The sequence below is a fragment of the Hyphomonas sp. genome, assembly GCF_018402285.1.
GTDB lineage: Bacteria > Pseudomonadota > Alphaproteobacteria > Caulobacterales > Hyphomonadaceae > Hyphomonas.
This window is the reverse complement of record NZ_JAGYJH010000003.1, coordinates 1,199,756-1,218,897: the sequence shown is the minus strand read 5'-3', so window position 1 is coordinate 1,218,897 and position 19,142 is coordinate 1,199,756. Positions and strand designations below refer to the sequence as shown.

The following is a 19,142-nucleotide window of genomic DNA, read 5'->3' as shown; positions in this document are numbered from 1 at the left end:
GCCCTGCCCGCCGATAAGCGGCCAGCCCCTTCAGTCCTCCGCGGTATGCCATGCCCCCGATCCGTCTCGACCTCTCCGGCACCTTCGCCGAAATCGTGCTCAACCGGCCCGAGCGGCGGAACGCCCTCTCGGTTGCCATGTGGCGCGCCATTCCCGGCCTCGTCGCAGAGGCCAACGCCGATCGGCAAGTGAAGCTGATCCTCATCCATGGCGGAGCCGCTGGCGCCTTTGCGGCCGGCGCTGACATCTCAGAATTCGAGACCATCTACGCCACGCCCGAAACCGCGCGCGCCTCGGGCCAGAGCATCGCCGCCGCGCTGGACGCGATCGAGACCAGCGAAAAGCCGGTGATCGCCGCCATCGAAGGCGCCTGCGTCGGCGGCGGCGTCAGCCTCGCCATGGCCGCCGATCTGCGCGTTGCCGGGGCCGGCGCGAAATTCGGCGTTACCCCAGGCAAGCTCGGCCTTGTCTATCCTGCCGGCGACACCCGCCGCCTGCTTGCTGCCATCGGCCCGGGGGCCACGAAGGACCTCCTCTTCACCGGGCGCATCATCGGCGCATCAGACGCGCTTGCAATCGGCCTCATCGACCGCCTTGCAGAAACCGGCGCGGCCCTGCAGGCCGCCCGCAGCTGGGCCAGTGAAATCGCCGCCACATCCCAATGGTCTGCGCGCGCCATCAAGCAGATGATCCGCGGGCTGCAATCAGGCTGGCAGGATACCAGCCCGGAAGCCGAAGCCCTCTTCCTGGAAGGCTTCGCCAATGAGGATTTCCAGGAGGGTTACCGCGCCTTCCTGGCCAAGCGCCCGGCAGCCTTCACCTACCGCTAGTCAGCGCTCGCGCTCAATCCAGCTTTTGGCCTTCGCATTGATAATCATGCGGATCGGAAATCCCCCGCGCAGTTCGATCTCATAAGCCTCCTGCAGCAGCCAGCGCGTAGGCGTCAGCGACACCTGATGGTGCGGAAAGAAAAGCGGCGCATGCAGGAAAGAAAAGGGTGGCAGAAGGCGCAAGAACACCCCCCGCCGGTTTACGCCGATAAGGGTGATCCCGGAATAGCTGTTCCAGGCGGGGTTCACCCCTGTCAGCACGAGATTGGTCCAGTGCTGGCGATCGGGCTTCTCGCCGGGCGGCGCGGGATAGCTTGCCGCCAGCTGCCGCCAGCGCCAGCTGTTGCGGTAGAGCAGGAAGCCATAAATGCCGATGAGCGCCGAAACGCCGATCAGGCTCAGATAGACCCGCTCTGCAATCTCGCCGATCGTCATCTCACAGCCCCGCAAGCCTACCCTGGCAGAAGCTAGGGGCGCAGCCGTTAAACTGTCCATAGGAAACCGGCTGCAGCAGGAAAGCGCGACGTCAGTTTATGCATCACTTTACCAATTCCTAAACCAAACACGGCACCATTGGGGTTCCAATCGTTCCAGAATTGGGACAGGTTCCCAACAGCTTGTTTAGCCTTGGAGGAGCTCCCGCACCGGTGGTGTTTGGAAAAAAGCCCCCGGCAGTATCCCAAGAGCGTCTTTCAGCCGCTTTGCGCTCAACTGTGCCGAATGAGCAGATCAAGTCGACCCGCCGGGCCCCTCGGGCCAACCGCGAGTCGACCTGGGCAACCTGCGTTCTGGTCTGGGAGCCGAAGGGACGGGAAGAAGGCGTCTGCATAGACATTTCTGCCACCGGAGCGCGCATACGCTTCCATCACAAGGTCATGCTGCCGGCCCGGTTCTTTTTCGTCTCGGCCAAGCTCGGCATCAATTCGCCTGCCGAATTCATCCGCCAGGACGGCAACGACGTGGCCATCCGTTTCACGGTCTGAAATCAGCCTCAGCGCCAGACGGCTTGCGAGCCGCCAGGACCTCGCTGCGTCGCTTCGTTAAGTTGTCTTGGCTGGTTTCTGTCTGGAGCGGGCGAAGAGATTCGAACTCTCGACCCCAACCTTGGCAAGGTTGTGCTCTACCACTGAGCTACGCCCGCATCCGACAATGTGTCCGCCTCCTCGGCGAAGCGGACGGAATATGCGGGAAGCGGGCTGTTTGCAAGAGCCAAATGAGGCCCCGCCTGCACAAATTGTGAGTTATCCGCGCAGGACTGCGCGGATCTGATCGGGGCGCACTTCCCGGCCCTCCGCGTCCACGAAGGCGGCGCGGATTGCGCCCTTGGAGCCCGCCTTGGTGAAGCTGATCGGCGCAGGCTCTCCCTGGCCGAGCCACACATCGCCCCACTGGGTCAGCCCGATCAGGATCGGCCGCAGCGAGATGCCCATGGCCGAGAGCACATATTCAGGCCGCGCGCGCTTGCCCGGCACCTTGTAGGTCCGCCTGGTCAGCAGGCCGGCATCGACAAGGACCTTGAGACGGCCCGACAGTACGGTGCGCGGGCATTTCAGCTCCGACTGGAAATCATCAAATCGGCGCACGCCATACAGCGCGGCGCGCAGAATCAGCATCGTCCAACGGTCACCGATCAGCTCGATGGCACGGGCAAGATTGCAGTTCTCCGGCGGTATGGGAGAGCGTCGGGCAAGGGGTATCTGACTCATGTCCTTAAACCTGAAAGGGTTCGCTTTCTAAATCCAGAGGGGGCGGCACACCTTTTCACGAAATGGTCAGACCTTTGTCATTCCGTGGTCCCCGTTCTCCCCGATAGCCCGTGACGTGATTCTCTGGAGTCTGCCTATGCGCCTCTTCAAGCTTTTGCCGGCCCTCCTGGCGGCTTCGCTGATGGTCACCTGCGCGGCGCCTCAGAACGTCGGCGCAGGGGCCGCGCCTGTGTCCGGAAGTGTCCCGGACCGCCCGGAAATGGCCGAAAGTGACCCTCATCTGGCCGCGGTTGACCGCCTTTGGCGCGTCCGTGACCACGCAAAGACGCTGATGTCCGCCTCCTGCCCGGCCGGCACAAAGCGTCAGGAACCTCTCCCGATTGACCTCTCCGTGACGCCCGTTTCGCTCGGCGCCGCCGATCAGATCGCCCGCCGCATCCCGGAAACGGCAATACTTTCAGGGGCCTGGGAGCTTTCCTCGCCCAACTCGAACTTTGGCGGCCTCTCCGGCCTCGCCCGCCTGCCCCCGTCTGAAGGCGGCGGCCTGCTGACCGTCTCCGATGCCGGTGCCTTCATCTGGATCGACCTGGAAAACGGCGCCCCTTCAGGAGCAAAAATCGCCTATATGCAAGGGCGTAGCGGCGCCCAGATCTCGGGCAAGAAAAGCGGCGATGCCGAGGGCCTCGTCTGGTCAGACGGCCTCGCCCTGGTCAGCTTCGAGCGCGACTTCCGCATCGAAGCCTTCGCGCTGACAGCCTGCGGATCAGCGGCGCGCGCAGCCTCCGTCGCCGCCCTGCCGGAGACATATGAGCGCCGGAATATCGATGAAAATCAGGGCCCTGAAGCGATCTTCCTTGAGGCAGGCGGCGCGCTTGGCTTTGGCTATGAAGGCATGCTGAGCGTCTCGCCGCTGGGCCAGGTACTGGCCGATGGCACCGCTGAATGGACCGGCCAGAGCGCCCCCGCGCCGGCCCTCCATGGCTTCGTCGCCCGCGAAATCCTCGCCCTGCCCGATGGCTCTGCCCGCACATTGGACATGTTCCGCGCCTGGGACCCCGTTCAGGGCAACCGCATCCGCCTGACATGGGGCGCAGACGAAACGCATTCGCTCACGCTGTCCCGTCCGCTCCTGGTGGATAACTTTGAAGGCCTCGCCGCAGAGGCCCTGCAGAACGGGGCCATCCGCGTCTGGATGGTGTCGGACAACAACTTTTCCGGCGGGCAGAAAACCCTGCTCTATTCCTTCGATATCACGATCCCACAGGACTAGCGGTGTATGCCGCTTCCCAAAGGGGCGGGGACACACTAGGTTTGAAGGGCACAAGGGCTGCTGCGCCCGCTGGGACTGATCTCCAGTGACCTTACTTACCGTCAGGGGGCTGGCATTCTGGCCGGGGCCGTGGCCCTGGCTCATCTGGCACCCACCTAGTCTCTAGGTCGACGGGAGTGAAATGTGCCTGGCGGCGACGTGGTTCTTGTGCACTTTTGCCCTACTGGCCGCGGCGATCGAGGCCCAGGAGGGCAGGCATGAGCATTGACGCTGACAAGACCGCCCTTCGCCACCGCATGCGAACCCTCCGCGCCGAGGCCGCTGCGCGCGATCCTGACGCGGCCGAGCGCCTCGCAGACATCTTTCCGATGAAGCTTCTGGAGCGATATGGCCCGGTCGTATCGGGCTATGTTGCGATCAACGAGGAACTTGATCCCTTCCCGCTGATGGAACGCCTCGCCCGCGCCGGCGCAGAACTCTGCCTGCCCCGCATGGAAGAGGCCGGCATCAGCTGGCGTCTGTGGTCGCCCGGAGAGCCCCTGGAGCGCCGCCCGTTCGGTTTGTCGCAGCCGACTGCCGACGCGCCCGAAGTGACGCCCACGCTCGTCCTGACGCCCTTGCTTGCCTATGACACGCTGGGCAACCGGCTTGGCTATGGCCGCGGCCATTATGACGCCGCCCTGGAAAAGCTCCGCTCGAAAGGCAGGGCCTTTGCCTGCGCCGTCGCCTACGCTGCCCAGCAGATAGACAAGGTTCCCTCAGAGCCCCACGACCAGCCGCTGGACTGGGCCATTACCCCGATCGGGTCGGTGCCCCTGTTCATGATGCGCAACCGCCAGTCCCTGACACGGTCAGAAACTGACGGCAGCAGCGCAGGCTGACCGGCAGGGTTTTGCGTAACTAAGCAGTTGGCGCATAACTTGCTCTTCACGAAGGATTAACCTTCGGAGGCAGGCATGGCCCATCCCGGCAAAGCTGAGTCAGTGAACTGGACCGGAAGTTCGCACGGCACCGACGCCCTGATCGTCGGCTGCCTTCTGGCGGTCGCAGGCCTCGGCCTCTTCACGCTCTCGCCCCCTGCCGCGCCGAAGCTCGTCTCCGAAACGTCGCCCGCCGTCATGGCGCCCGTCCCGCCAAAGCCATCGCGCCTTGCCGCCGCGCCGCAATTCTACCCCTGGACACCGCCACAGGCCTATGTCCCGGTCCTGCCCGAGCGAGAAGAGCGTTCCGCCCTGCCCTCCGCGCAGCCCCCGGTGCTAACCCGATTTGAAACACCCCGCACCGACCCCGTCCTGAGGGCGTCTGACTTCTTTGTCGCCAACAGCCATTATGACTGCCGCTGGCGGCCGGAGAATGTCGAGCCGACGTCAAATGGTGTCCTGCTCGCCGTCCACAAGCGGCCCGATGGCGGCGCGCCCTGCACGGCCGCTGAAATGCAGACCGCCGGTCATTACAGCTATGGCCGCTATGAGGTTGTCATGCGCCCGGCGCGCGGCTCAGGGCTGGTCTCTGCCTTCTTCACCTATACCGGCGGCTATTTCGGCGACCCGCATGACGAGATCGACATCGAATTCGTCGGCACCGACACGACCCGGGTCCACTTCAACTATTTCCGCAAAGGCAAAACCGGCGCCGACGAGATCTTCGATCTGCCCTTCGACGCGGCCGATGCAGACCGGCTCTACGCGTTCGAGTGGAGCCCCGAAGGCATCACCTGGTTTGTTGACGGAGAGGCGATCTATGCAACGCCTGCAGGCCGAAATGACCTGCCGGTGGCTGCCGGAAAGATCCATGTGAGCACCTGGGCAGGCGCCGAACGCATCCGGCAATGGACCGGGCCGCCGACCTACAAGTCAGGGACCGGCGCGCATTTCAGCTGCGTTTCGTTTGTACCGATGGGCGCAACGGGACCGAGCTGCGCAGATACCTACGCGCCGCCGGTCGTTCTCAGCCCTTGATGTCGTTGATGATCTGCTCGCGGGCGACGGGCAGGAGGCGCGACATTTCTTCACGGATCTGGACGTCGGTGCGTGTGAGCCCGGATTTCTCCAGGTCGCCGCGCACCTTGCGCACCACGTCATCGTCGCCGGCCTCTTCCAGGTCTGCAATCACGACAGACTTGGCATAAGCGTCAGCATCGGCGCCCTTGAGGCCGAGAAGATCCGCCGCCCAGAGCCCCAGAAGCTTGTTGCGGCGCGCATTGATCTTGAACTGTGTTTCCTGATCAAGCGCGTAGCGGGCTTCCTCTGCGCGTTCGCGATCGTCGAATGTGCTCATGAGGGGGCCCTTTCAAGTCTGCCGGTCTCTGTTTGCGCTGATATAGGGTGGATCATCAGGTGTTCGCAATAATTGTTTCTGTCGCGGGTTTGGCGTAACAGTCCGCGCTTGAGGGGAGCGGGGCGGATGATTCCCGTTGGCAACGCACTTCCCTTTGACTGCGCAGGAAAGGCCGGACGAGATGAACAAGCGTCGCGTCATCTACGAAGGAAAAGCGAAAATCCTCTATGAGGGGCCAGAACCTGGTACGCTTATCCAGTATTTCAAGGACGACACCACCGCGTTCGATGCGACCAAGAAGGCCGTGCTCGATGGTAAAGGGGTTCTGAACAACCGCATCAGCGAGTTCATCATGACCCATCTGACGTCGGTCGGCATTCCCAACCACTTCATCCGCCGCCTCAACATGCGCGAGCAGCTGGTCCGTAAGGTCGACATCATCCCGCTCGAAGTGGTCGTACGCAACATCGCCGCGGGATCGCTGTCCAAACGCCTCGGCATCCCCGAAGGCCAGGCCCTGCCGCGCCCGCTGGTGGAGTTCTACTTCAAGAATGACGCCCTGCATGACCCGATGGTCTCTGAAGAACACATTGCCGCCTTCGGCTGGGCCACCGCCCAGGAGTATGACGACATCATCGCCCTCGCCCTGCGCGTGAATGATTTCATGTCCGGCCTGTTCGCCGGCGCCGGGATCCGCCTGGTCGACTTCAAGATCGAGTTCGGCCGCTGGTTCGAGAATGATCACGACATGCCGCGCATCCTGCTGGCCGACGAGATCAGCCCGGACAGCTGCCGCCTCTGGGACGCCAAGACCGGCGAGAAAATGGACAAGGACCGGTTCCGGCGCGACATGGGCGGGGTGACCGAAGCCTACGCCGAAGTCGCGCGCCGTCTCGGCATTATCCGGGAATCAAGCGAAGAGACCGACAACGTCATCCACTTCACCGGGGGCAGCAAATAATGAAAGCGGTTGTTCACGTATCCCTCAAGTCCGGGGTGCTGGACCCTCAGGGCAAGGCCGTAGCCGATACGCTGGTCCGCATGGGCTATGGCGAAGTCGGCGGCGCGCGTGTCGGCAAGGTGATCGAACTCGATCTCTCCGGGGCAGCCGACAAGGTCGCCGCCGAGGCCCGCGTCAGGGAAATGTGCGAAAAGCTTCTGGCGAACACCGTCATCGAAAGCTACCGCATCGAACTCGTCTGAACCTGCACATCCTGCCAGACGTCAGGGGCCCCTTGCGGGGCCCTTTTCATTTACAGTTGACGACCGGGCAGGGGGACATCCGCATTAACCGAAAATTAGTGAGCGATTGATCACTTGCTGACATTGCCGCGCCATGCTATGGCTGCGGTGAAGTTCAGGAGTTCGCGCCTCATGCCCATCAAATCCTCTCCGGCAAAGCCCGCCAGGAAACAGGCTCCGCGCACCAAGCGCCCGCCCTCCAGGGGCGAGAAAGCCACGATCACCAAAGCTGAGGAGCCCGTCCGCCGCCCGCGGGTGCGCGATGCCCGCCCGAAGATCGAGCGCGCCGCGCTGGAGCTGTTCGTGAATGTCGGCGTGGACGCGGCCACGACGCGGGAAATCGCTGAAAGCGCGCAGGTTTCCGAAGGCGCGCTCTACCGACATTACAAAGGCAAGGACGAGCTTGCCCTTGCCCTGTTCATGGAAACCCATAACCGCCTTTCCGCCATGCTGGCGCAGGCGCTGGGCGGCGCAGGAACGCTTGATGAGAAGGTGCATGCCGCCGTGACGGCCTATTGCGCGCTGGCGGACGAAGACTTCCTCCTCTTCTCCTTCCACCTCGTCTCGCTCAACAAATACCTGCCCTATGACCGCCGCCGCGATGATGACCCCGTATCCATCACGGAACGGATCATTTCAAGCTTGATGGACGCCGGTGCCATCCCGAAGGGTGATCCCGCGCTGAAGGCCGCCATGGCGCTCGGCGTTGTCATGCAGGCAGGTCAGAACAAGATTTATAACCGCCTGCCCGGCCCTCTTTCGCGCCACGCCCCTGCCCTTGCGCGCAGCGTTCTGGCCGTTCTCAAATCCACCTGATCCATCCCTCTACGGAGCATACTCCCATGCGCGGCGCCCTCTTCCAGACGGCCTATTGGGTTCTCTCGGTCTTCTACATCCTCGTCTCGCTACCATTTCTGGCCTGGCCGGGGCACGGGCCTGTCCGCGCCATCATCCGCAGCTATACCCGCGCGATGAACCTGGCGCTGCGCTACATCGCTGGCATCGCCAAGGAAGTGCGCGGGCGCGAACGCCTGCCGCAAGGCGCCTTCGTCATCGGCGCCAAGCACCAGAGCTGGGGCGACGGCTTCCTGATCTATCCGGAAGTCCCCGACCTTGCTTTCGTCACCGGAGACCATCTGGAGCGCTTCCCGCTGGTCTCGGGTATTCTCAAGAAACTCGGCGCCATCGTCATCGACACCTGCGGCGGCGGCGAGAAGAAAGCCTCCTCGCTGGCGAACGGGATGAACAAGGCAAAGGCAGACGGCCGCCGAGTGCTGATCTATCCTGAAGGCCACCTTGCACCGGTCGGCTATCACTTCCGCTACAAGGCCGGCGTCTGGCACATGGCCGAAGCGATGGGCGTGCCGGTCGTTCCGGTCGCCACGAATATCGGCGTGTTCTGGCAGCAGCAGGAAACACCCCGCCGCGCCGGCACCGCCATCATCGAGTTCCTTGAACCGATCCCGCCGGGCCTGCCCAAGGCAGAGTTCATCGCCCGGTTGACCGAAGCTGTTGAGGCGCGCACTGCAGACCTGGTCGCCGAAGCCACCGGAGAGCCGGTCCGGCGCGCGGAGCTGATCCCGGATCCGCCAAACGGGCGCGAGGCAGCTCCCACAACGCGTGACCTCGCCGCCCATAAAAAGCCTGAGCTTGCCACTCTGATCCTTCTCTGACCGGTAGGGGCAGGAGGAGGACCTCCCCCTTACCGGGCGGGACGGCCCGTTTTGTCCGGGAGCCCTCATATCCCCGGGTCTGTCGCCTCATCGCCGGCCTTCTGGAAATCGTCTGGGCAACCGCGGTGAAACAGTCTGCCGGCTTCACGCGCCTCGCCCCGGGCCTCATCTTCTTTGCCGCCATGCCTGCAAGCTTTCTTCTGCTCGCCTGGGCCATGCGCACGGCTGCCACGGGCGACCGCCTGCATGGTCTGGACCGGGATTGGCGCGGGTGGGCGCTTTCCTGGTCGGCGTCCTCTGGCTCGGGGAAGCGGCCCCGCCAATGCGCCTGCGCGCGGCCGCAATGAGTGGCGGCGGTATCATCCTGATAAAGATCTCGGCCGTGTGAATTTCATGTAATCCAACAAACTTTTATCTTTACTCGATGATGAGTTATTGATATTCAATAATTCATCAAACCAAATCAAAGGGGCTACCCATGAAAAACACTCTCAAGGCCGCAATTGCTGTATCCGGCTTCTTCATTGCTGGCAGCGCCCTGGCACTGCCAGCTTCCGCCGCAGGCTGGATGGCATGGGAAGGCCAGAATGAAGCCACCCCGCGCGTCATCTATACCGACGCATCCGACCAGGCAGGCGCGATGCTGGCCTGCAACGCGAAAGGCGAAATGGTCGCCATGCTCACCCTGGAGCCTGCGTCCATCCCCGATGTCATGAAGCGCAACGCCCAGTATGCCCGCGGCAGCGAAGGTCTACAACTCCGCCGTCAAGGGCGAGAGGCTCAAGATCGAGACCCGGCGCGAGGGCACAATCGAAACAACCCTTCCGGCACCTGACGCCGCTTTCAGGGCATTCGCCAAGACCTGCAGCGGCCTGCGCAAAGCCGCTGCCGAGTAAACAGATCGGCCACCCCAAGCTGCCCGCGCCGGCAGGTTGACACTCTCTGAAATAGCGTGCTCCCCTGAACAAAACGGGGGAGCACGCGATGGTGCCTGGACTGGCAAAACGCATAACCGGCGCGGCCCTGTCGGCGACCATCGCCCTTGCCGCGGCTGCCGACACAGGGACCGGCGAAGACGCCCCGGGCGCCTGCCTATCCGGCAGCGGCGGGGACAATCGTAACGCTCTCGCCGCAGCCGCAGGCATCTGTCTGGTTGGGATTGCGGAACACGAATTTCTCGTGGAGCAACGTGGTCTCGTAATCGACTTCACTGCCCAGGAGGAACAGCACCGCCTTGGCGTCGATCAGGATCGTGACGCCGTTGTCCTCGACCACTTCATCCAGCGGCTGGGGCGCCTGCGCATAGTCCATGACGTATTCCATGCCCGCGCAGCCGCCATTCTTCACGCCGACGCGGAGATAGCCGAGGCCACGCTCAGCCATGATCTCCCTGATGCGCACAGCAGCGGCATCAGAGAGGCGGACGGGTTTGGGACGGGGTCTGCGGGCCATGTCCGATAAGTGGGCCGTAAAGGCCGCCGGATCAAGAGCCCCTGCCGCCATCACCGCATTTAGGATAGGATGACCAGGTCGTCAGAGGAGTTGATGAGATGAGCCTCAGGGGCAAGAACGCGGTCACCTTTGTCCTCACCCCGGACAGGCCCAGAGCGCAGGCTTTCTACAGCGACGTGCTTGGCCTTCTCCTGTTGCGCGAAGACCCCTTCGCGGCGGTCTTTGATCTGGGAGGGGGCACAGTTCTGAGACTGACCGATATCGAGGCGCACACCCCCTCGCCGCATACGGTGCTGGGTTGGCAGGTGAGCGACATTGGCGCGATGATGGCCGAGCTTCGGGCGCGGGGTGTCCGTTTCATCGAATACCCGGGAATGACGGGTCCCGACGGGCTGTGGACGGCACCAGATGGCAGCGCGAAGGTCTGCTGGTTCAACGATCCGGACGGCAACAATCTCAGCCTTACCGAAGGCTGAAGCGCTTACAGCATGTTGAGCGCGAGGCGGGCCTCATCCGACATACGGGAGGGGTCCCAGGGCGGATCGAAGGTCAGCGAAACTTCGACAGCCTTGATGCCCTCAACGCTCCTGGCCGCGGTCTCCACCCAGCCGGGCATTTCACCCGCGACCGGGCAGCCGGGCGCGGTCAGGGTCATTTCGATGTCGACCTTGCGGTCATCATCGATGTCGACCTTGTAGATCAGGCCCAGCTCATAGATGTCGACCGGGATTTCCGGGTCATACACCGTCTTGAAAGCGGCAATCAGCGCGTCGGTCAGCCGGTCCAGCTCGTCCTGCGGAATCGCGGAAACCGCGTCCTGATTGCGGACGCCGAGCAGGTCTTGGGAGGTCATGTCATCGGCCATATACGTACTTATACCAGCATTTTGCGTGCCTTGGCGAGCGCTTCGGCAAACGCGTCCACCTCAGCGTCCGTGTTATATAGGGCGAAACTCGCCCGAGCCGTAGCCGTCACGCCTAAATGCTGCATTAAGGGCTGGGCACAATGGTGGCCCGCGCGGATGGCAACCCCGTAACGATCGACGATCTGGGCGATGTCATGGGGGTGGGCGCCCTCCAGGCTGAAGGCCAGCACGGCGCCTTTTCCAGGCGCTTCGCCATGGATGCGGATGCCGTTGACGCGGCGCAGGGCCGCCGCGGCACGCTCATAAAGGGCATGCTCATGGGCGGCGATCTGCGCCTTGTCGAACGCTCCCAGCCAGCGCAGGGCCGCGCCAAAGCCGATGGCCTCGAGAATCGGCGGGGTGCCCGCTTCGAACTTGTGAGGCGCTGTATTGTAGGTGACGCGTTCTGTCTCGACGACCTCGATCATCTCGCCGCCGCCCTGATAGGGCCGCGCGCGGTCGAGCGCCTGCGCCGTGCCATATAGCGCGCCGATGCCGGTCGGGCCGTAGATCTTGTGGCCGGTGATGACATACCAGTCGCACCCGATCGCCTGAACATCGACTGGCAGGTGAACGGCCGACTGGCTGCCATCGATGAGGATTTCCGCGCCGGCCGCGTGGGCAAGCTTTGTGATCGCCGCCACATCCACCACCGTGCCGAGCACGTTGCTCATATGCGTGACCGCGACCATCTTCGTCCTCGGCCCGATGGCGGCGGCCATCGCGTCCATGTCGAGCGCTCCGTCTTCGGTCAGCCCGACCCAGCGCAGCACGGCGCCGTGGCGCTCGCGCAGGAAATGCCAGGGCACGATATTGGAGTGATGCTCCATGATGGAGAGCACGATTTCGTCGCCCGGCTGGATGCGCGCCGCGAGCGCGGAGGCAACGAGGTTTATGCCTTCAGTCGAACCCTTGGTGAAGATCACATTGTCCGCAGACGGGGCATTCAGGAAGGCACGCACCGTTGCGCGCGCGGCTTCAAAAGCTTCGGTTGTCTCATTCGCCAGCGTGTGCAGGCCGCGATGGACGTTGGCGTAAGCCGTGCGCATCTGGCCTGCCAGCGCGTCGATAACGGCATTGGGCTTTTGCGCGCTGGCGGCGTTGTCGAGGTAAACCAGCCGATGCCCGTTCACGTCGCGTGACAGGATCGGGAATTCGGCGCGGATGGCAGGAATGTCGAGTTTGCGCAGCATCGCGTCAGACCTCTGACAGCCAGGCTTGCGCCTGCGCCCTTAGAGCTTCGTCGTGAACGCCCGCCTCTTCCAGCGCCTGCGCAATGAAGGCTTCGGTCAGCAGCGCGCGCGCCTGAACAAGCGGGATGCCCCGCTGGCGAAGATAGAAGAGCTGGGCCGCGTCCAGCTGCCCGGACGTATTTCCGTGCGCGCACTGAACATCGTCAGCAAGGATTTCAAGTTCAGGCTTGGCGAACACTTCGGCGCCGTCTTCCAGCAGCAGCGCATTATGCTGCATCGAGGCGTCGGTCTGCTGGCCGGTATTGCGGGGCACATGGAACTTGCCCTGGAACACGCCGCGCCCGCCATCGACAACCGCGCCCTTGGTGACTTGCCGCGTGACGCACGCCCGCGCGCCATGGCGCACGTGGCTGGTGAAATCGACATGGTAGCCGTCTCCGGCGAGATAGGCGGCGTTGAGTGTCGCGCGAGAGCCTGTCTCGTGGTGCACAAGCCGCGTTTCGATGCGGGAAACCCTGGCGCCAAATGCAAGCACGGTTTGCTTCGTTTCGGCGTCAGCCTCCTGATGGATCAGCGCCGTGATTGCCTGCGCCTCGCCTTTGCCGCCGCGCTGATAGACAACGCGATCAAGTCGTGCGCCCGGCTGAAGCGTATATTCGATGAGAGCTGTGGAGAAAGCCGCGCCGCCCAGATGGCTCTCGGAGACCTGAAGTTCCGCACCCGGACGTACAAGGAACACGATACGGGCCGCGTTGATTGCGCCGGGGCCAGAGAAGACCATGTGAAGGCGCACAGGCGTTTCGCCGGTCACCTCGGCCATCAGCGTTGCCGGCGCATTTTTTGCGCCCGAGAGCGCAGCGGCCAAAGCGCCCAGCGGAGCATCTTCGGCTCCACTCATCGCCTGGACATCGTCTTTGGGAAGAAGACGCAGGCCCGGCGGAAGAGAAACAGGCGCCACATAGCCCTGCGGGGTAAGTTTCAAAGTGGCAACCCCATCAGAGGCCAGAGGATCCTGCGCAGGCGGCGTGGCCGAAGCCTCCAGCGCCCCGACCGCTGCCTTGAAATCCGACCAGCGCCATTCTTCGTTCCGCCGATGAGGCAGGCCTGTCAGCGCGAAGGCTTCAAACAGGCGCTCGCGGCGCGGGTCTGCCTTGAGGGCCGCGTAGCGCGCGACCAGTTCAAGCTCGGCAACCGACGGGTTGCGGATCAGGTCTTTCAGGGCGATGCTCACACGGCCTCCGCGAGAACGCCGTCATAGCCCTCTTTTTCGAGGCGATGGGCCAGTTCGGGCCCGCCGGTCTTGATGATGCGGCCCTTGGCCAGGACGTGGACCTTGTCGGGTTTGATATGGTCAAGCAGGCGCTGATAGTGGGTGATAACCAGCATGCCGCGCTCCGGCGCGCGCAGGGCATTCACCCCGTCCGCAACGGTGCGCAGGGCGTCGATGTCGAGCCCGGAATCGGTCTCGTCGAGGACCATGAAGCGGGGCTCCAGCATCATCATCTGGTAGATTTCGAGACGCTTCTTCTCGCCACCGGAAAAGCCGACATTGACCGGACGCTTGAGCATGTCGGCGTCAAGGTTCAGCATCTTTGCCACATCACGGGACTTCTTCAGATAGTCGGGCGCGGAGATTTCCGGCTCGCCCCGCTTCTTGCGCTGGGCGTTCATGGCGGTGCGCACGAAGGTCATCACCGGCACCCCGGGAATTTCGACCGGATACTGGAAGGAGAGGAAAAGGCCTGCTGCGGCCCGCTCCTCCGGATCCATGGCGAGAATATCGGCCCCGTCGAGCGTGGCGCCGCCGCCGGTGACTTCATAGCCTTCACGGCCCGTGAGAACGTAGGACAGGGTGGACTTGCCCGCCCCGTTCGGTCCCATGATGGCATGGACTTCGCCCGCAGGCACTTTCAGCGACAGCCCATTGATGATGGTCTTGGCCGCTTCGCCTTCGCCAACTGTGGCGCTCAGATTTTCGATCTTCAACATGGGCGGGATTTAGGGCGCCCTGCGATGATTTGAAAGCGCAAAGCGCGGAAAAGCCGCGCCCGGCTTCAAATGCCTGTTCTGCAGCGCAGGCTCAGCCGAACGAGGCGGCCAGCAGCGGGGCGACAAAGATGGCCACCGCAAGCAGGACGTAGCTGGCAATTTCCTTGAATAATGCGGTCACGGCTTGCTCCCTCTTGGGACCATACCGGTCCCGGCCATACCTGAAACTGCAAGGATCGTGCCTGGCGCCCGGCCCTAGCGGCGGGGGCAGAAGCGCTGGGGATCGAGCCCGGGGGCGATCTCAACGATAGCGCAGGGATCGTTCCGGCCAGGCGCGCGCACGCCGGCGCTCCGGGTCAGGGCCGCCTGCTCCAGTTTTCCCGCGTGAACGCGGTAATAGCCCGTTTCCCAGTCTGCCGCGCCAGTCCGGCGGATGGCGGCCACATAGCCCCGGGAGGTCCAGTTGACCTTATTGCCGGTGACTTCGCCGGCATGGACGAAATCCCCGTCTTCCTGCTGCAGCCAAAGGGAATGGACCCGGTTCACAGCATCGGTGGCGCGCGGGATGATCAGGTCGTCGAGGCCGTCTCCATTGACGTCCTCAAGCGCAGGATAGGCATACTCGCCAATGGTAATCTCGGAAAACTCGCCGATCGGGGCGCCCCGGCGGTCGATTACGGAGACAGTGAGAAAGCCGGAGGGACCGAACATCTGCTGACCGGCGAGGTCGCTCTTCAGGGAGAGCTGCAGGCGCGAGGGCCTGGCGGTCATCCGGCAGTCAGGGATGCGGAGGGTCAAGGCGCCGGTCACCCTTGCGGCGTCGGCGCAGTCAGGCAACAGGGAAACGGCCGCAAGCCTCGCCCGGCGCTCGGCGGTGTCTTCAGGCACGCCAGACGGGCTGGTTGCGCAGGCTGCCGTCAGCAGCAGGGCCCCGAGGCCGAGGCCGGACGCGAATTTAACCGGATTTGCCAAAGTCTGTCCCCGCGGGCCGTTAAATGTCCCAAAAGCAACATGGAGCAAGTTCCATGCCTCTTGCCTTCAGGCTTAACCAACGCTGCCTTCGAGGCTGACTTCGAGCAGTTTCTGCGCTTCGACGGCAAACTCCATCGGAAGCTCCTGCAACACTTCGCGGACGAAGCCGTTAACCAGCAGGGCGACGGCCTGTTCCTCGGCGATGCCGCGCTGGCGGACATAGAAGAGCTGGTCTTCCGAGAGCTTGGTCGTCGTCGCCTCATGCTCGAGCTGGGCGTCGGCGCGGCGGTTTTCGATATAGGGCACCGTATGGGCCCCGCACCGGTCGCCGATCAGGAGGCTGTCGCACTGGGTGAAGTTGCGGGCGCCTTCGGCTTTTTTATGAATGGAAACAAGGCCTCGATAGGTGTTGTCGGACTTGCCCGCCGAGATGCCCTTGGAGATGATCCGGCTCCTGGTGCGCTTGCCGAGATGGATCATCTTGGTGCCGGTATCGGCCTGCTGGCGGCCATTGGTGACGGCGATTGAGTAGAACTCGCCGACCGAATCGTCGCCGCGCAGGATGCAGGAAGGGTATTTCCAGGTGACGGCAGAGCCGGTCTCAACCTGCGTCCAGGAAATTTTGGAACGCGCGCCGCGGCAATCGCCACGCTTGGTCACGAAATTGAAAATGCCGCCCTTGCCCTCTTCGTCGCCCGGCCACCAGTTCTGGACGGTCGAGTATTTGATCTCGGCGTCGTCGAGCGCGACGAGTTCGACGACCGCAGCATGGAGCTGGTTCTCGTCCCGCATGGGCGCGGTGCAGCCTTCAAGATACGAGACGTAAGCTGCCTCATCAGCGATGATGAGTGTGCGCTCGAACTGGCCGGTATTTTCGGCGTTCATGCGGAAATAGGTCGACAGCTCCATCGGGCAGCGCACCCCCTTGGGGATGTAGACGAAGGAGCCATCTGAGAAGACGGCCGAATTGAGCGTTGCGTAGAAATTGTCAGAGGTGGGGACCACCGAGCCGAGATACTTCTTCACGAGCTCGGGATGCTCATGCACGGCCTCGGAAATCGACATGAAGATCACGCCGGCTTTCTTAAGCTCCTCGCGGAACGTCGTGGCCACCGAGACTGAGTCGAACACAGCATCAACTGCAACACGTGGCTTCTCGCGGGCCGCCGCAGCGGTGTCGGCCGCGCCCTCGACACCCAGCAGGACTTCGGCTTCCCGAAGCGGGATGCCGAGCTTTTCATACGCCTCAAGGATTTCCCTGGGCACATCATCGATGGACTTGTACTTCGCCCCCGCTTTGGGCGCGGCGTAATAGTAATAGGCCTGGAAATCGATCTTGGGATAATGCACCCGCGCCCAGCTTGGCTCTTCCATGGTCAGCCAGCGGCGATAGGCCTCCAGCCGCCATTCGAGCAGCCATTCGGGCTCATTCTTCTTGGCGGAGATGAAGCGGACGGTGTCTTCGGAGAGGCCGATAGGGGCCATGTCCATTTCGATATCGGTGATGAAACCGGCAGAATAGTTTTCCGATTCAAGGCGCTTTGCCGCCTCCACCGTTTTGGCATCAATGCCCTCCTTCACCTTCACATCGGCGCAGTCGTCATCATGCTCTTCAATTCCGCCGCAGCAGTCCATCATACCGGCTCCTTCAACACACTTCTCCGGGCAGCTTCCAGCCAGGCGTCGGCGACGCGGGTGAAGTCTTCCGGTTGGCTGTCCCAGCCAAAGCTGGTGCGGATCGCCGATTCCGCAAGGGCGTCATCTGCGCCCATGGCCATCAAGACAAGGGATCTTTTCACTTTTCCTGACGAGCAGGCCGAGCCGGCGGAGACGCAGATCCCTGCCAGATCCAGGGCCATGACCTGGGTTTCGGCCCGGAAACCGGCGCGGGCGAAGTTTGAAACCCCTGCAAGCCGGGGGCTGCCTTCGCCGATGATGGTGACGCCGCCTTCGGCTTTCAGGCGGGCCTCCATCGCGTCGCGGTGCGCCAGAAGACGCTCATATCCGGCCAGATCGAGGACAGATTGGGACACCGCCGCGCCAAATCCGGCAATCCCGGCGACATTTTCGGTGCCCGAACGCAGGCCACGTTCCTGGCCGCCGCCATAGAGCACGGCTTTCAGCGGCGCGCCCGCCCGGTGCCACAGCGCGCCGGTGCCCTGAGGTCCGCCGGTCTTGTGAGCGGAAAGAGCGAGATAATCGACGCCGAGGAGGGCGACATTGACCGCGACCTTGCCGAGGGCCTGGACGCCATCACAGACCGTCAGGCCCCCTGCCTCGCGCACGAGGGCGGCCGCTTGCTGAACGGGCTGGAGGATGCCGGTTTCGTTATTGGCGAGCATCAGGACGAGGAGGGGTGTGCCTTTCAGGCTCCGGTCCCAGGCCGTGAGACGGGCGCGCAGGTCGTCCAGGTCCACCTGGCCGGTGGGCAGAACATAGGCGGTTTCGACCGGCACGCCGGAATGGGCGGCCGCCTTGCCGGCGGCTTCATGCTCAATGGCCGAAACAATCAGGGTGGCGGCGCCGTTCAGCGCAGCGACGGCGCCCTGGATGGCGAGGGCGAGGGATTCGGTGCCCCCGCTGGTAAACACGATGTCTTCAGCCCGGCTGCCGATGGCGGCGCCGACTTCGGCGCGGGCCTTCTCGACCAATGCGCGGGCCGCCCGCCCGGCCTTGTGGACCGAAGACGGGTTTACCGGCCCCAGCTCATAGGCGGCGAGCATGGCCGCCCGGGCCTGCGGCCGCAGCGGGGCGGTGGCATTATAGTCGGCATAGATCATGGTCTCTTTTATATAGTATTTTCCGGGCAATCCCGCACCCTGCAGAAAAATTTGCTTTTTGCGGCTCACTTGGCCTATCTACCCGCCCTTCTGTGGAAAAACGCCGAGGTTGCCGATGGCCGAGATCATCATCCCGGGCCCCCAGGGCCGAATTGAAGCACGCTATACGGAGCCGCCATACCCGGGCGCGCCGATCGCGCTGATCCTGCACCCCCACCCGAAAGCGGGCGGGACGATGCAGGATCCGATCACGATCATGCTCTATCAGCTGTTCGAGAAGCATGGCTTTGGCGTGCTGCGCTACAACTCGCGCGGCGTCGGCCGCAGCCAGGGCGCCTATGACCAGGGCATCGGCGAGCTGGAAGACGCCGCCTATGTGCTCGACTATCTGGAGAACCTGTCGGAATCGCCGCGCTTTGTCTGGTGCGCGGGCTATTCCTTCGGCGCCTGGATCACGCTGCAGCTGCTGATGCGCCGGCCGGAGATTGACGGCTTCCTCGCCATCTCGCCGCCGGCCAACCATTATGACCTCTCCTTCCTGGCGCCCTGCCCGGCCTCGGGCCTGATCGTGGCGGGCGACAAGGATGCCATCGCGTCACCCGAAGACGTGGAGCGCGCGCTCACCAAGGTGCGTGTGCAGAAAGGCCAGAAGGTCGACCGCGCAAAGGTTGCCGGAGCCAACCACTTCTACCAGGACAGCCGCGAAGAGCTGATCGCCGTGTGCGAAGCCTATCTCCTGCGCCGCCTTGAAGAGGCCGAGCAGGAACTGCGCAAGGAAGCCGACGAAGACGCCGGCGTTGACGTGATCGTCGAGGAAGAAGACTTCGAGGATTGAAGCCTGATCAGGCGGCCCG

General features: G+C 63.4%; 23 protein-coding genes, 1 tRNA gene and 1 pseudogene. 13 read left to right on the top strand and 12 right to left on the bottom strand.

From position 1 onward, the window contains the following. Positions 1 to 50: 50 nt before the first annotated feature. Positions 51 to 830 carry an enoyl-CoA hydratase-related protein gene (locus KG722_RS08560; protein WP_213271317.1) on the top strand — a complete coding sequence of 260 codons (780 nt, stop codon included), beginning with the start codon at positions 51 to 53 and terminating at the stop codon, positions 828 to 830. On the opposite strand, the gene KG722_RS08555 is transcribed toward KG722_RS08560, so the two are convergent. Then, positions 831 to 1,265, bottom strand: coding sequence for a hypothetical protein (locus KG722_RS08555; RefSeq protein ID WP_213271316.1), 435 nt, complete (start codon positions 1,263 to 1,265; stop codon positions 831 to 833). Between the two features lie 215 nt (positions 1,266 to 1,480). Here KG722_RS08555 and KG722_RS08550 point away from each other — a divergent pair, with 215 nt between their 5' ends. Beyond that, positions 1,481 to 1,813: a hypothetical protein gene (locus KG722_RS08550; protein ID WP_213271315.1), complete on the top strand. Its 333-nt coding sequence runs from the start codon at positions 1,481 to 1,483 to the stop codon at positions 1,811 to 1,813. 83 nt (positions 1,814 to 1,896) lie between these two features. On the opposite strand, the gene KG722_RS08545 is transcribed toward KG722_RS08550, so the two are convergent. Next, positions 1,897 to 1,971: transfer RNA gene (locus tag KG722_RS08545), tRNA-Gly, on the bottom strand. 100 nt (positions 1,972 to 2,071) lie between these two features. Then, complete coding sequence (locus tag KG722_RS08540; RefSeq protein WP_213271314.1) at positions 2,072 to 2,536, bottom strand: helix-turn-helix domain-containing protein; 465 nt, start codon at positions 2,534 to 2,536, stop codon at positions 2,072 to 2,074. Between the two features lie 136 nt (positions 2,537 to 2,672). On the opposite strand from KG722_RS08540, the gene KG722_RS08535 reads away from it, so the two are divergent. From KG722_RS08535 to KG722_RS08525, 3 genes are all read left to right on the top strand, one after another. After that, positions 2,673 to 3,806: an esterase-like activity of phytase family protein gene (locus tag KG722_RS08535; protein WP_213271313.1), complete on the top strand. Its 1,134-nt coding sequence runs from the start codon at positions 2,673 to 2,675 to the stop codon at positions 3,804 to 3,806. A gap of 257 nt (positions 3,807 to 4,063) precedes the next feature. Then, complete coding sequence (locus KG722_RS08530; RefSeq protein WP_213271312.1) at positions 4,064 to 4,687, top strand: 5-formyltetrahydrofolate cyclo-ligase; 624 nt, start codon at positions 4,064 to 4,066, stop codon at positions 4,685 to 4,687. A gap of 75 nt (positions 4,688 to 4,762) precedes the next feature. Next, entirely contained in the window at positions 4,763 to 5,764 is a 1,002-nt protein-coding gene (locus KG722_RS08525; protein WP_213271311.1) for a family 16 glycosylhydrolase, read from the top strand. On the opposite strand, the gene KG722_RS08520 is transcribed toward KG722_RS08525, so the two are convergent. Next, the gene (locus KG722_RS08520) at positions 5,754 to 6,083 is read right to left on the bottom strand and encodes a DUF1476 domain-containing protein (protein ID WP_213271310.1); all 330 of its coding nucleotides are present in this window, start codon (positions 6,081 to 6,083) and stop codon (positions 5,754 to 5,756) included. The two genes, KG722_RS08525 and KG722_RS08520, sit on opposite strands and share 11 nt — an antisense overlap. 181 nt (positions 6,084 to 6,264) lie before the next feature. Here KG722_RS08520 and purC point away from each other — a divergent pair, with 181 nt between their 5' ends. The 6 genes and pseudogenes from purC to KG722_RS08490 all read left to right on the top strand — a co-directional run bounded on the left by purC (position 6,265) and on the right by KG722_RS08490 (position 9,833). After that, positions 6,265 to 7,044, top strand: a complete 780-nt coding sequence (purC, locus tag KG722_RS08515) for a phosphoribosylaminoimidazolesuccinocarboxamide synthase (protein ID WP_213271309.1) — start codon at positions 6,265 to 6,267, stop codon at positions 7,042 to 7,044. Next, on the top strand, positions 7,044 to 7,286 hold the full coding sequence (purS, locus tag KG722_RS08510; RefSeq protein ID WP_213271308.1) for a phosphoribosylformylglycinamidine synthase subunit PurS: 243 nt from the start codon (positions 7,044 to 7,046) through the stop codon (positions 7,284 to 7,286). The genes purC and purS overlap by 1 nt, the downstream gene beginning before the upstream one ends. Positions 7,287 to 7,457: 171 nt before the next feature. Next, positions 7,458 to 8,141 carry a TetR/AcrR family transcriptional regulator gene (locus KG722_RS08505; protein WP_300998317.1) on the top strand — a complete coding sequence of 228 codons (684 nt, stop codon included), beginning with the start codon at positions 7,458 to 7,460 and terminating at the stop codon, positions 8,139 to 8,141. Between the two features lie 26 nt (positions 8,142 to 8,167). Then, positions 8,168 to 8,998, top strand: coding sequence for a 1-acyl-sn-glycerol-3-phosphate acyltransferase (locus KG722_RS08500; protein WP_213271307.1), 831 nt, complete (start codon positions 8,168 to 8,170; stop codon positions 8,996 to 8,998). 89 nt (positions 8,999 to 9,087) lie between these two features. Next, positions 9,088 to 9,386: pseudogene (locus KG722_RS15085) on the top strand (SMR family transporter). Between the two features lie 90 nt (positions 9,387 to 9,476). Further along, complete coding sequence (locus tag KG722_RS08490; RefSeq protein WP_213271306.1) at positions 9,477 to 9,833, top strand: hypothetical protein; 357 nt, start codon at positions 9,477 to 9,479, stop codon at positions 9,831 to 9,833. Positions 9,834 to 10,090: 257 nt separating this feature from the next. On the opposite strand, the gene KG722_RS08485 is transcribed toward KG722_RS08490, so the two are convergent. Beyond that, the gene (locus tag KG722_RS08485; protein ID WP_213271305.1) at positions 10,091 to 10,450 is read right to left on the bottom strand and encodes an iron-sulfur cluster assembly accessory protein; all 360 of its coding nucleotides are present in this window, start codon (positions 10,448 to 10,450) and stop codon (positions 10,091 to 10,093) included. 98 nt (positions 10,451 to 10,548) lie between these two features. On the opposite strand from KG722_RS08485, the gene KG722_RS08480 reads away from it, so the two are divergent. Next, complete coding sequence (locus KG722_RS08480) at positions 10,549 to 10,926, top strand: VOC family protein (RefSeq protein WP_213271304.1); 378 nt, start codon at positions 10,549 to 10,551, stop codon at positions 10,924 to 10,926. A gap of 5 nt (positions 10,927 to 10,931) precedes the next feature. Here KG722_RS08480 and KG722_RS08475 read toward each other — a convergent pair whose 3' ends face one another. The 7 genes from KG722_RS08475 to KG722_RS08445 all read right to left on the bottom strand — a co-directional run bounded on the left by KG722_RS08475 (position 10,932) and on the right by KG722_RS08445 (position 18,288). After that, positions 10,932 to 11,315, bottom strand: coding sequence for an SUF system Fe-S cluster assembly protein (locus KG722_RS08475; protein WP_213271303.1), 384 nt, complete (start codon positions 11,313 to 11,315; stop codon positions 10,932 to 10,934). Between the two features lie 8 nt (positions 11,316 to 11,323). Then, positions 11,324 to 12,547: a cysteine desulfurase gene (locus KG722_RS08470; RefSeq protein WP_213271302.1), complete on the bottom strand. Its 1,224-nt coding sequence runs from the start codon at positions 12,545 to 12,547 to the stop codon at positions 11,324 to 11,326. Positions 12,548 to 12,551: 4 nt separating this feature from the next. Next, positions 12,552 to 13,778 (bottom strand): SufD family Fe-S cluster assembly protein, encoded by a 1,227-nt coding sequence (locus tag KG722_RS15430; protein ID WP_213271301.1) that lies wholly within the window; start codon positions 13,776 to 13,778, stop codon positions 12,552 to 12,554. Further along, the gene (sufC, locus tag KG722_RS08460; protein WP_213271300.1) at positions 13,775 to 14,536 is read right to left on the bottom strand and encodes a Fe-S cluster assembly ATPase SufC; all 762 of its coding nucleotides are present in this window, start codon (positions 14,534 to 14,536) and stop codon (positions 13,775 to 13,777) included. Before sufC ends, KG722_RS15430 begins: the two co-directional genes overlap by 4 nt. A gap of 255 nt (positions 14,537 to 14,791) precedes the next feature. Next, positions 14,792 to 15,508, bottom strand: a complete 717-nt coding sequence (locus KG722_RS08455) for a hypothetical protein (RefSeq protein WP_213271299.1) — start codon at positions 15,506 to 15,508, stop codon at positions 14,792 to 14,794. A gap of 72 nt (positions 15,509 to 15,580) precedes the next feature. Continuing rightward, positions 15,581 to 17,146: a Fe-S cluster assembly protein SufB gene (gene sufB, locus KG722_RS08450; protein WP_300998316.1), complete on the bottom strand. Its 1,566-nt coding sequence runs from the start codon at positions 17,144 to 17,146 to the stop codon at positions 15,581 to 15,583. Further along, positions 17,143 to 18,288, bottom strand: coding sequence for a cysteine desulfurase family protein (locus tag KG722_RS08445; protein WP_213271298.1), 1,146 nt, complete (start codon positions 18,286 to 18,288; stop codon positions 17,143 to 17,145). Before KG722_RS08445 ends, sufB begins: the two co-directional genes overlap by 4 nt. Before the next feature lie 115 nt (positions 18,289 to 18,403). Between KG722_RS08445 and KG722_RS08440 the strand changes: the two genes are divergently transcribed. Then, positions 18,404 to 19,123 carry an alpha/beta hydrolase gene (locus tag KG722_RS08440; RefSeq protein WP_213271297.1) on the top strand — a complete coding sequence of 240 codons (720 nt, stop codon included), beginning with the start codon at positions 18,404 to 18,406 and terminating at the stop codon, positions 19,121 to 19,123. Positions 19,124 to 19,142: the final 19 nt, after the last annotated feature.

Excerpts from the sequence above, each read along its gene's own strand:
- sufB (WP_300998316.1), bottom strand. The coding sequence starts at position 17,146 with ATGATGGACTGCTGCGGCGGAATTGAAGAGCATGATGACGACTGCGCC.
- KG722_RS08440 (WP_213271297.1), top strand. The coding sequence starts at position 18,404 with ATGGCCGAGATCATCATCCCGGGCCCCCAGGGCCGAATTGAAGCACGC.
- KG722_RS08560 (WP_213271317.1), top strand. The coding sequence starts at position 51 with ATGCCCCCGATCCGTCTCGACCTCTCCGGCACCTTCGCCGAAATCGTG.
- KG722_RS08525 (WP_213271311.1), top strand. The coding sequence starts at position 4,763 with ATGGCCCATCCCGGCAAAGCTGAGTCAGTGAACTGGACCGGAAGTTCG.
- KG722_RS08530 (WP_213271312.1), top strand. The coding sequence starts at position 4,064 with ATGAGCATTGACGCTGACAAGACCGCCCTTCGCCACCGCATGCGAACC.
- sufC (WP_213271300.1), bottom strand. The coding sequence starts at position 14,536 with ATGTTGAAGATCGAAAATCTGAGCGCCACAGTTGGCGAAGGCGAAGCG.
- KG722_RS08480 (WP_213271304.1), top strand. The coding sequence starts at position 10,549 with ATGAGCCTCAGGGGCAAGAACGCGGTCACCTTTGTCCTCACCCCGGAC.
- KG722_RS08490 (WP_213271306.1), top strand. The coding sequence starts at position 9,477 with ATGAAAAACACTCTCAAGGCCGCAATTGCTGTATCCGGCTTCTTCATT.
- KG722_RS08500 (WP_213271307.1), top strand. The coding sequence starts at position 8,168 with ATGCGCGGCGCCCTCTTCCAGACGGCCTATTGGGTTCTCTCGGTCTTC.
- purC (WP_213271309.1), top strand. The coding sequence starts at position 6,265 with ATGAACAAGCGTCGCGTCATCTACGAAGGAAAAGCGAAAATCCTCTAT.
- KG722_RS08470 (WP_213271302.1), bottom strand. The coding sequence starts at position 12,547 with ATGCTGCGCAAACTCGACATTCCTGCCATCCGCGCCGAATTCCCGATC.
- KG722_RS08485 (WP_213271305.1), bottom strand. The coding sequence starts at position 10,450 with ATGGCCCGCAGACCCCGTCCCAAACCCGTCCGCCTCTCTGATGCCGCT.
- KG722_RS08520 (WP_213271310.1), bottom strand. The coding sequence starts at position 6,083 with ATGAGCACATTCGACGATCGCGAACGCGCAGAGGAAGCCCGCTACGCG.
- KG722_RS08445 (WP_213271298.1), bottom strand. The coding sequence starts at position 18,288 with ATGATCTATGCCGACTATAATGCCACCGCCCCGCTGCGGCCGCAGGCC.
- KG722_RS08535 (WP_213271313.1), top strand. The coding sequence starts at position 2,673 with ATGCGCCTCTTCAAGCTTTTGCCGGCCCTCCTGGCGGCTTCGCTGATG.
- KG722_RS08505 (WP_300998317.1), top strand. The coding sequence starts at position 7,458 with ATGCCCATCAAATCCTCTCCGGCAAAGCCCGCCAGGAAACAGGCTCCG.
- KG722_RS08555 (WP_213271316.1), bottom strand. The coding sequence starts at position 1,265 with ATGACGATCGGCGAGATTGCAGAGCGGGTCTATCTGAGCCTGATCGGC.
- KG722_RS08540 (WP_213271314.1), bottom strand. The coding sequence starts at position 2,536 with ATGAGTCAGATACCCCTTGCCCGACGCTCTCCCATACCGCCGGAGAAC.
- KG722_RS08475 (WP_213271303.1), bottom strand. The coding sequence starts at position 11,315 with ATGGCCGATGACATGACCTCCCAAGACCTGCTCGGCGTCCGCAATCAG.
- purS (WP_213271308.1), top strand. The coding sequence starts at position 7,044 with ATGAAAGCGGTTGTTCACGTATCCCTCAAGTCCGGGGTGCTGGACCCT.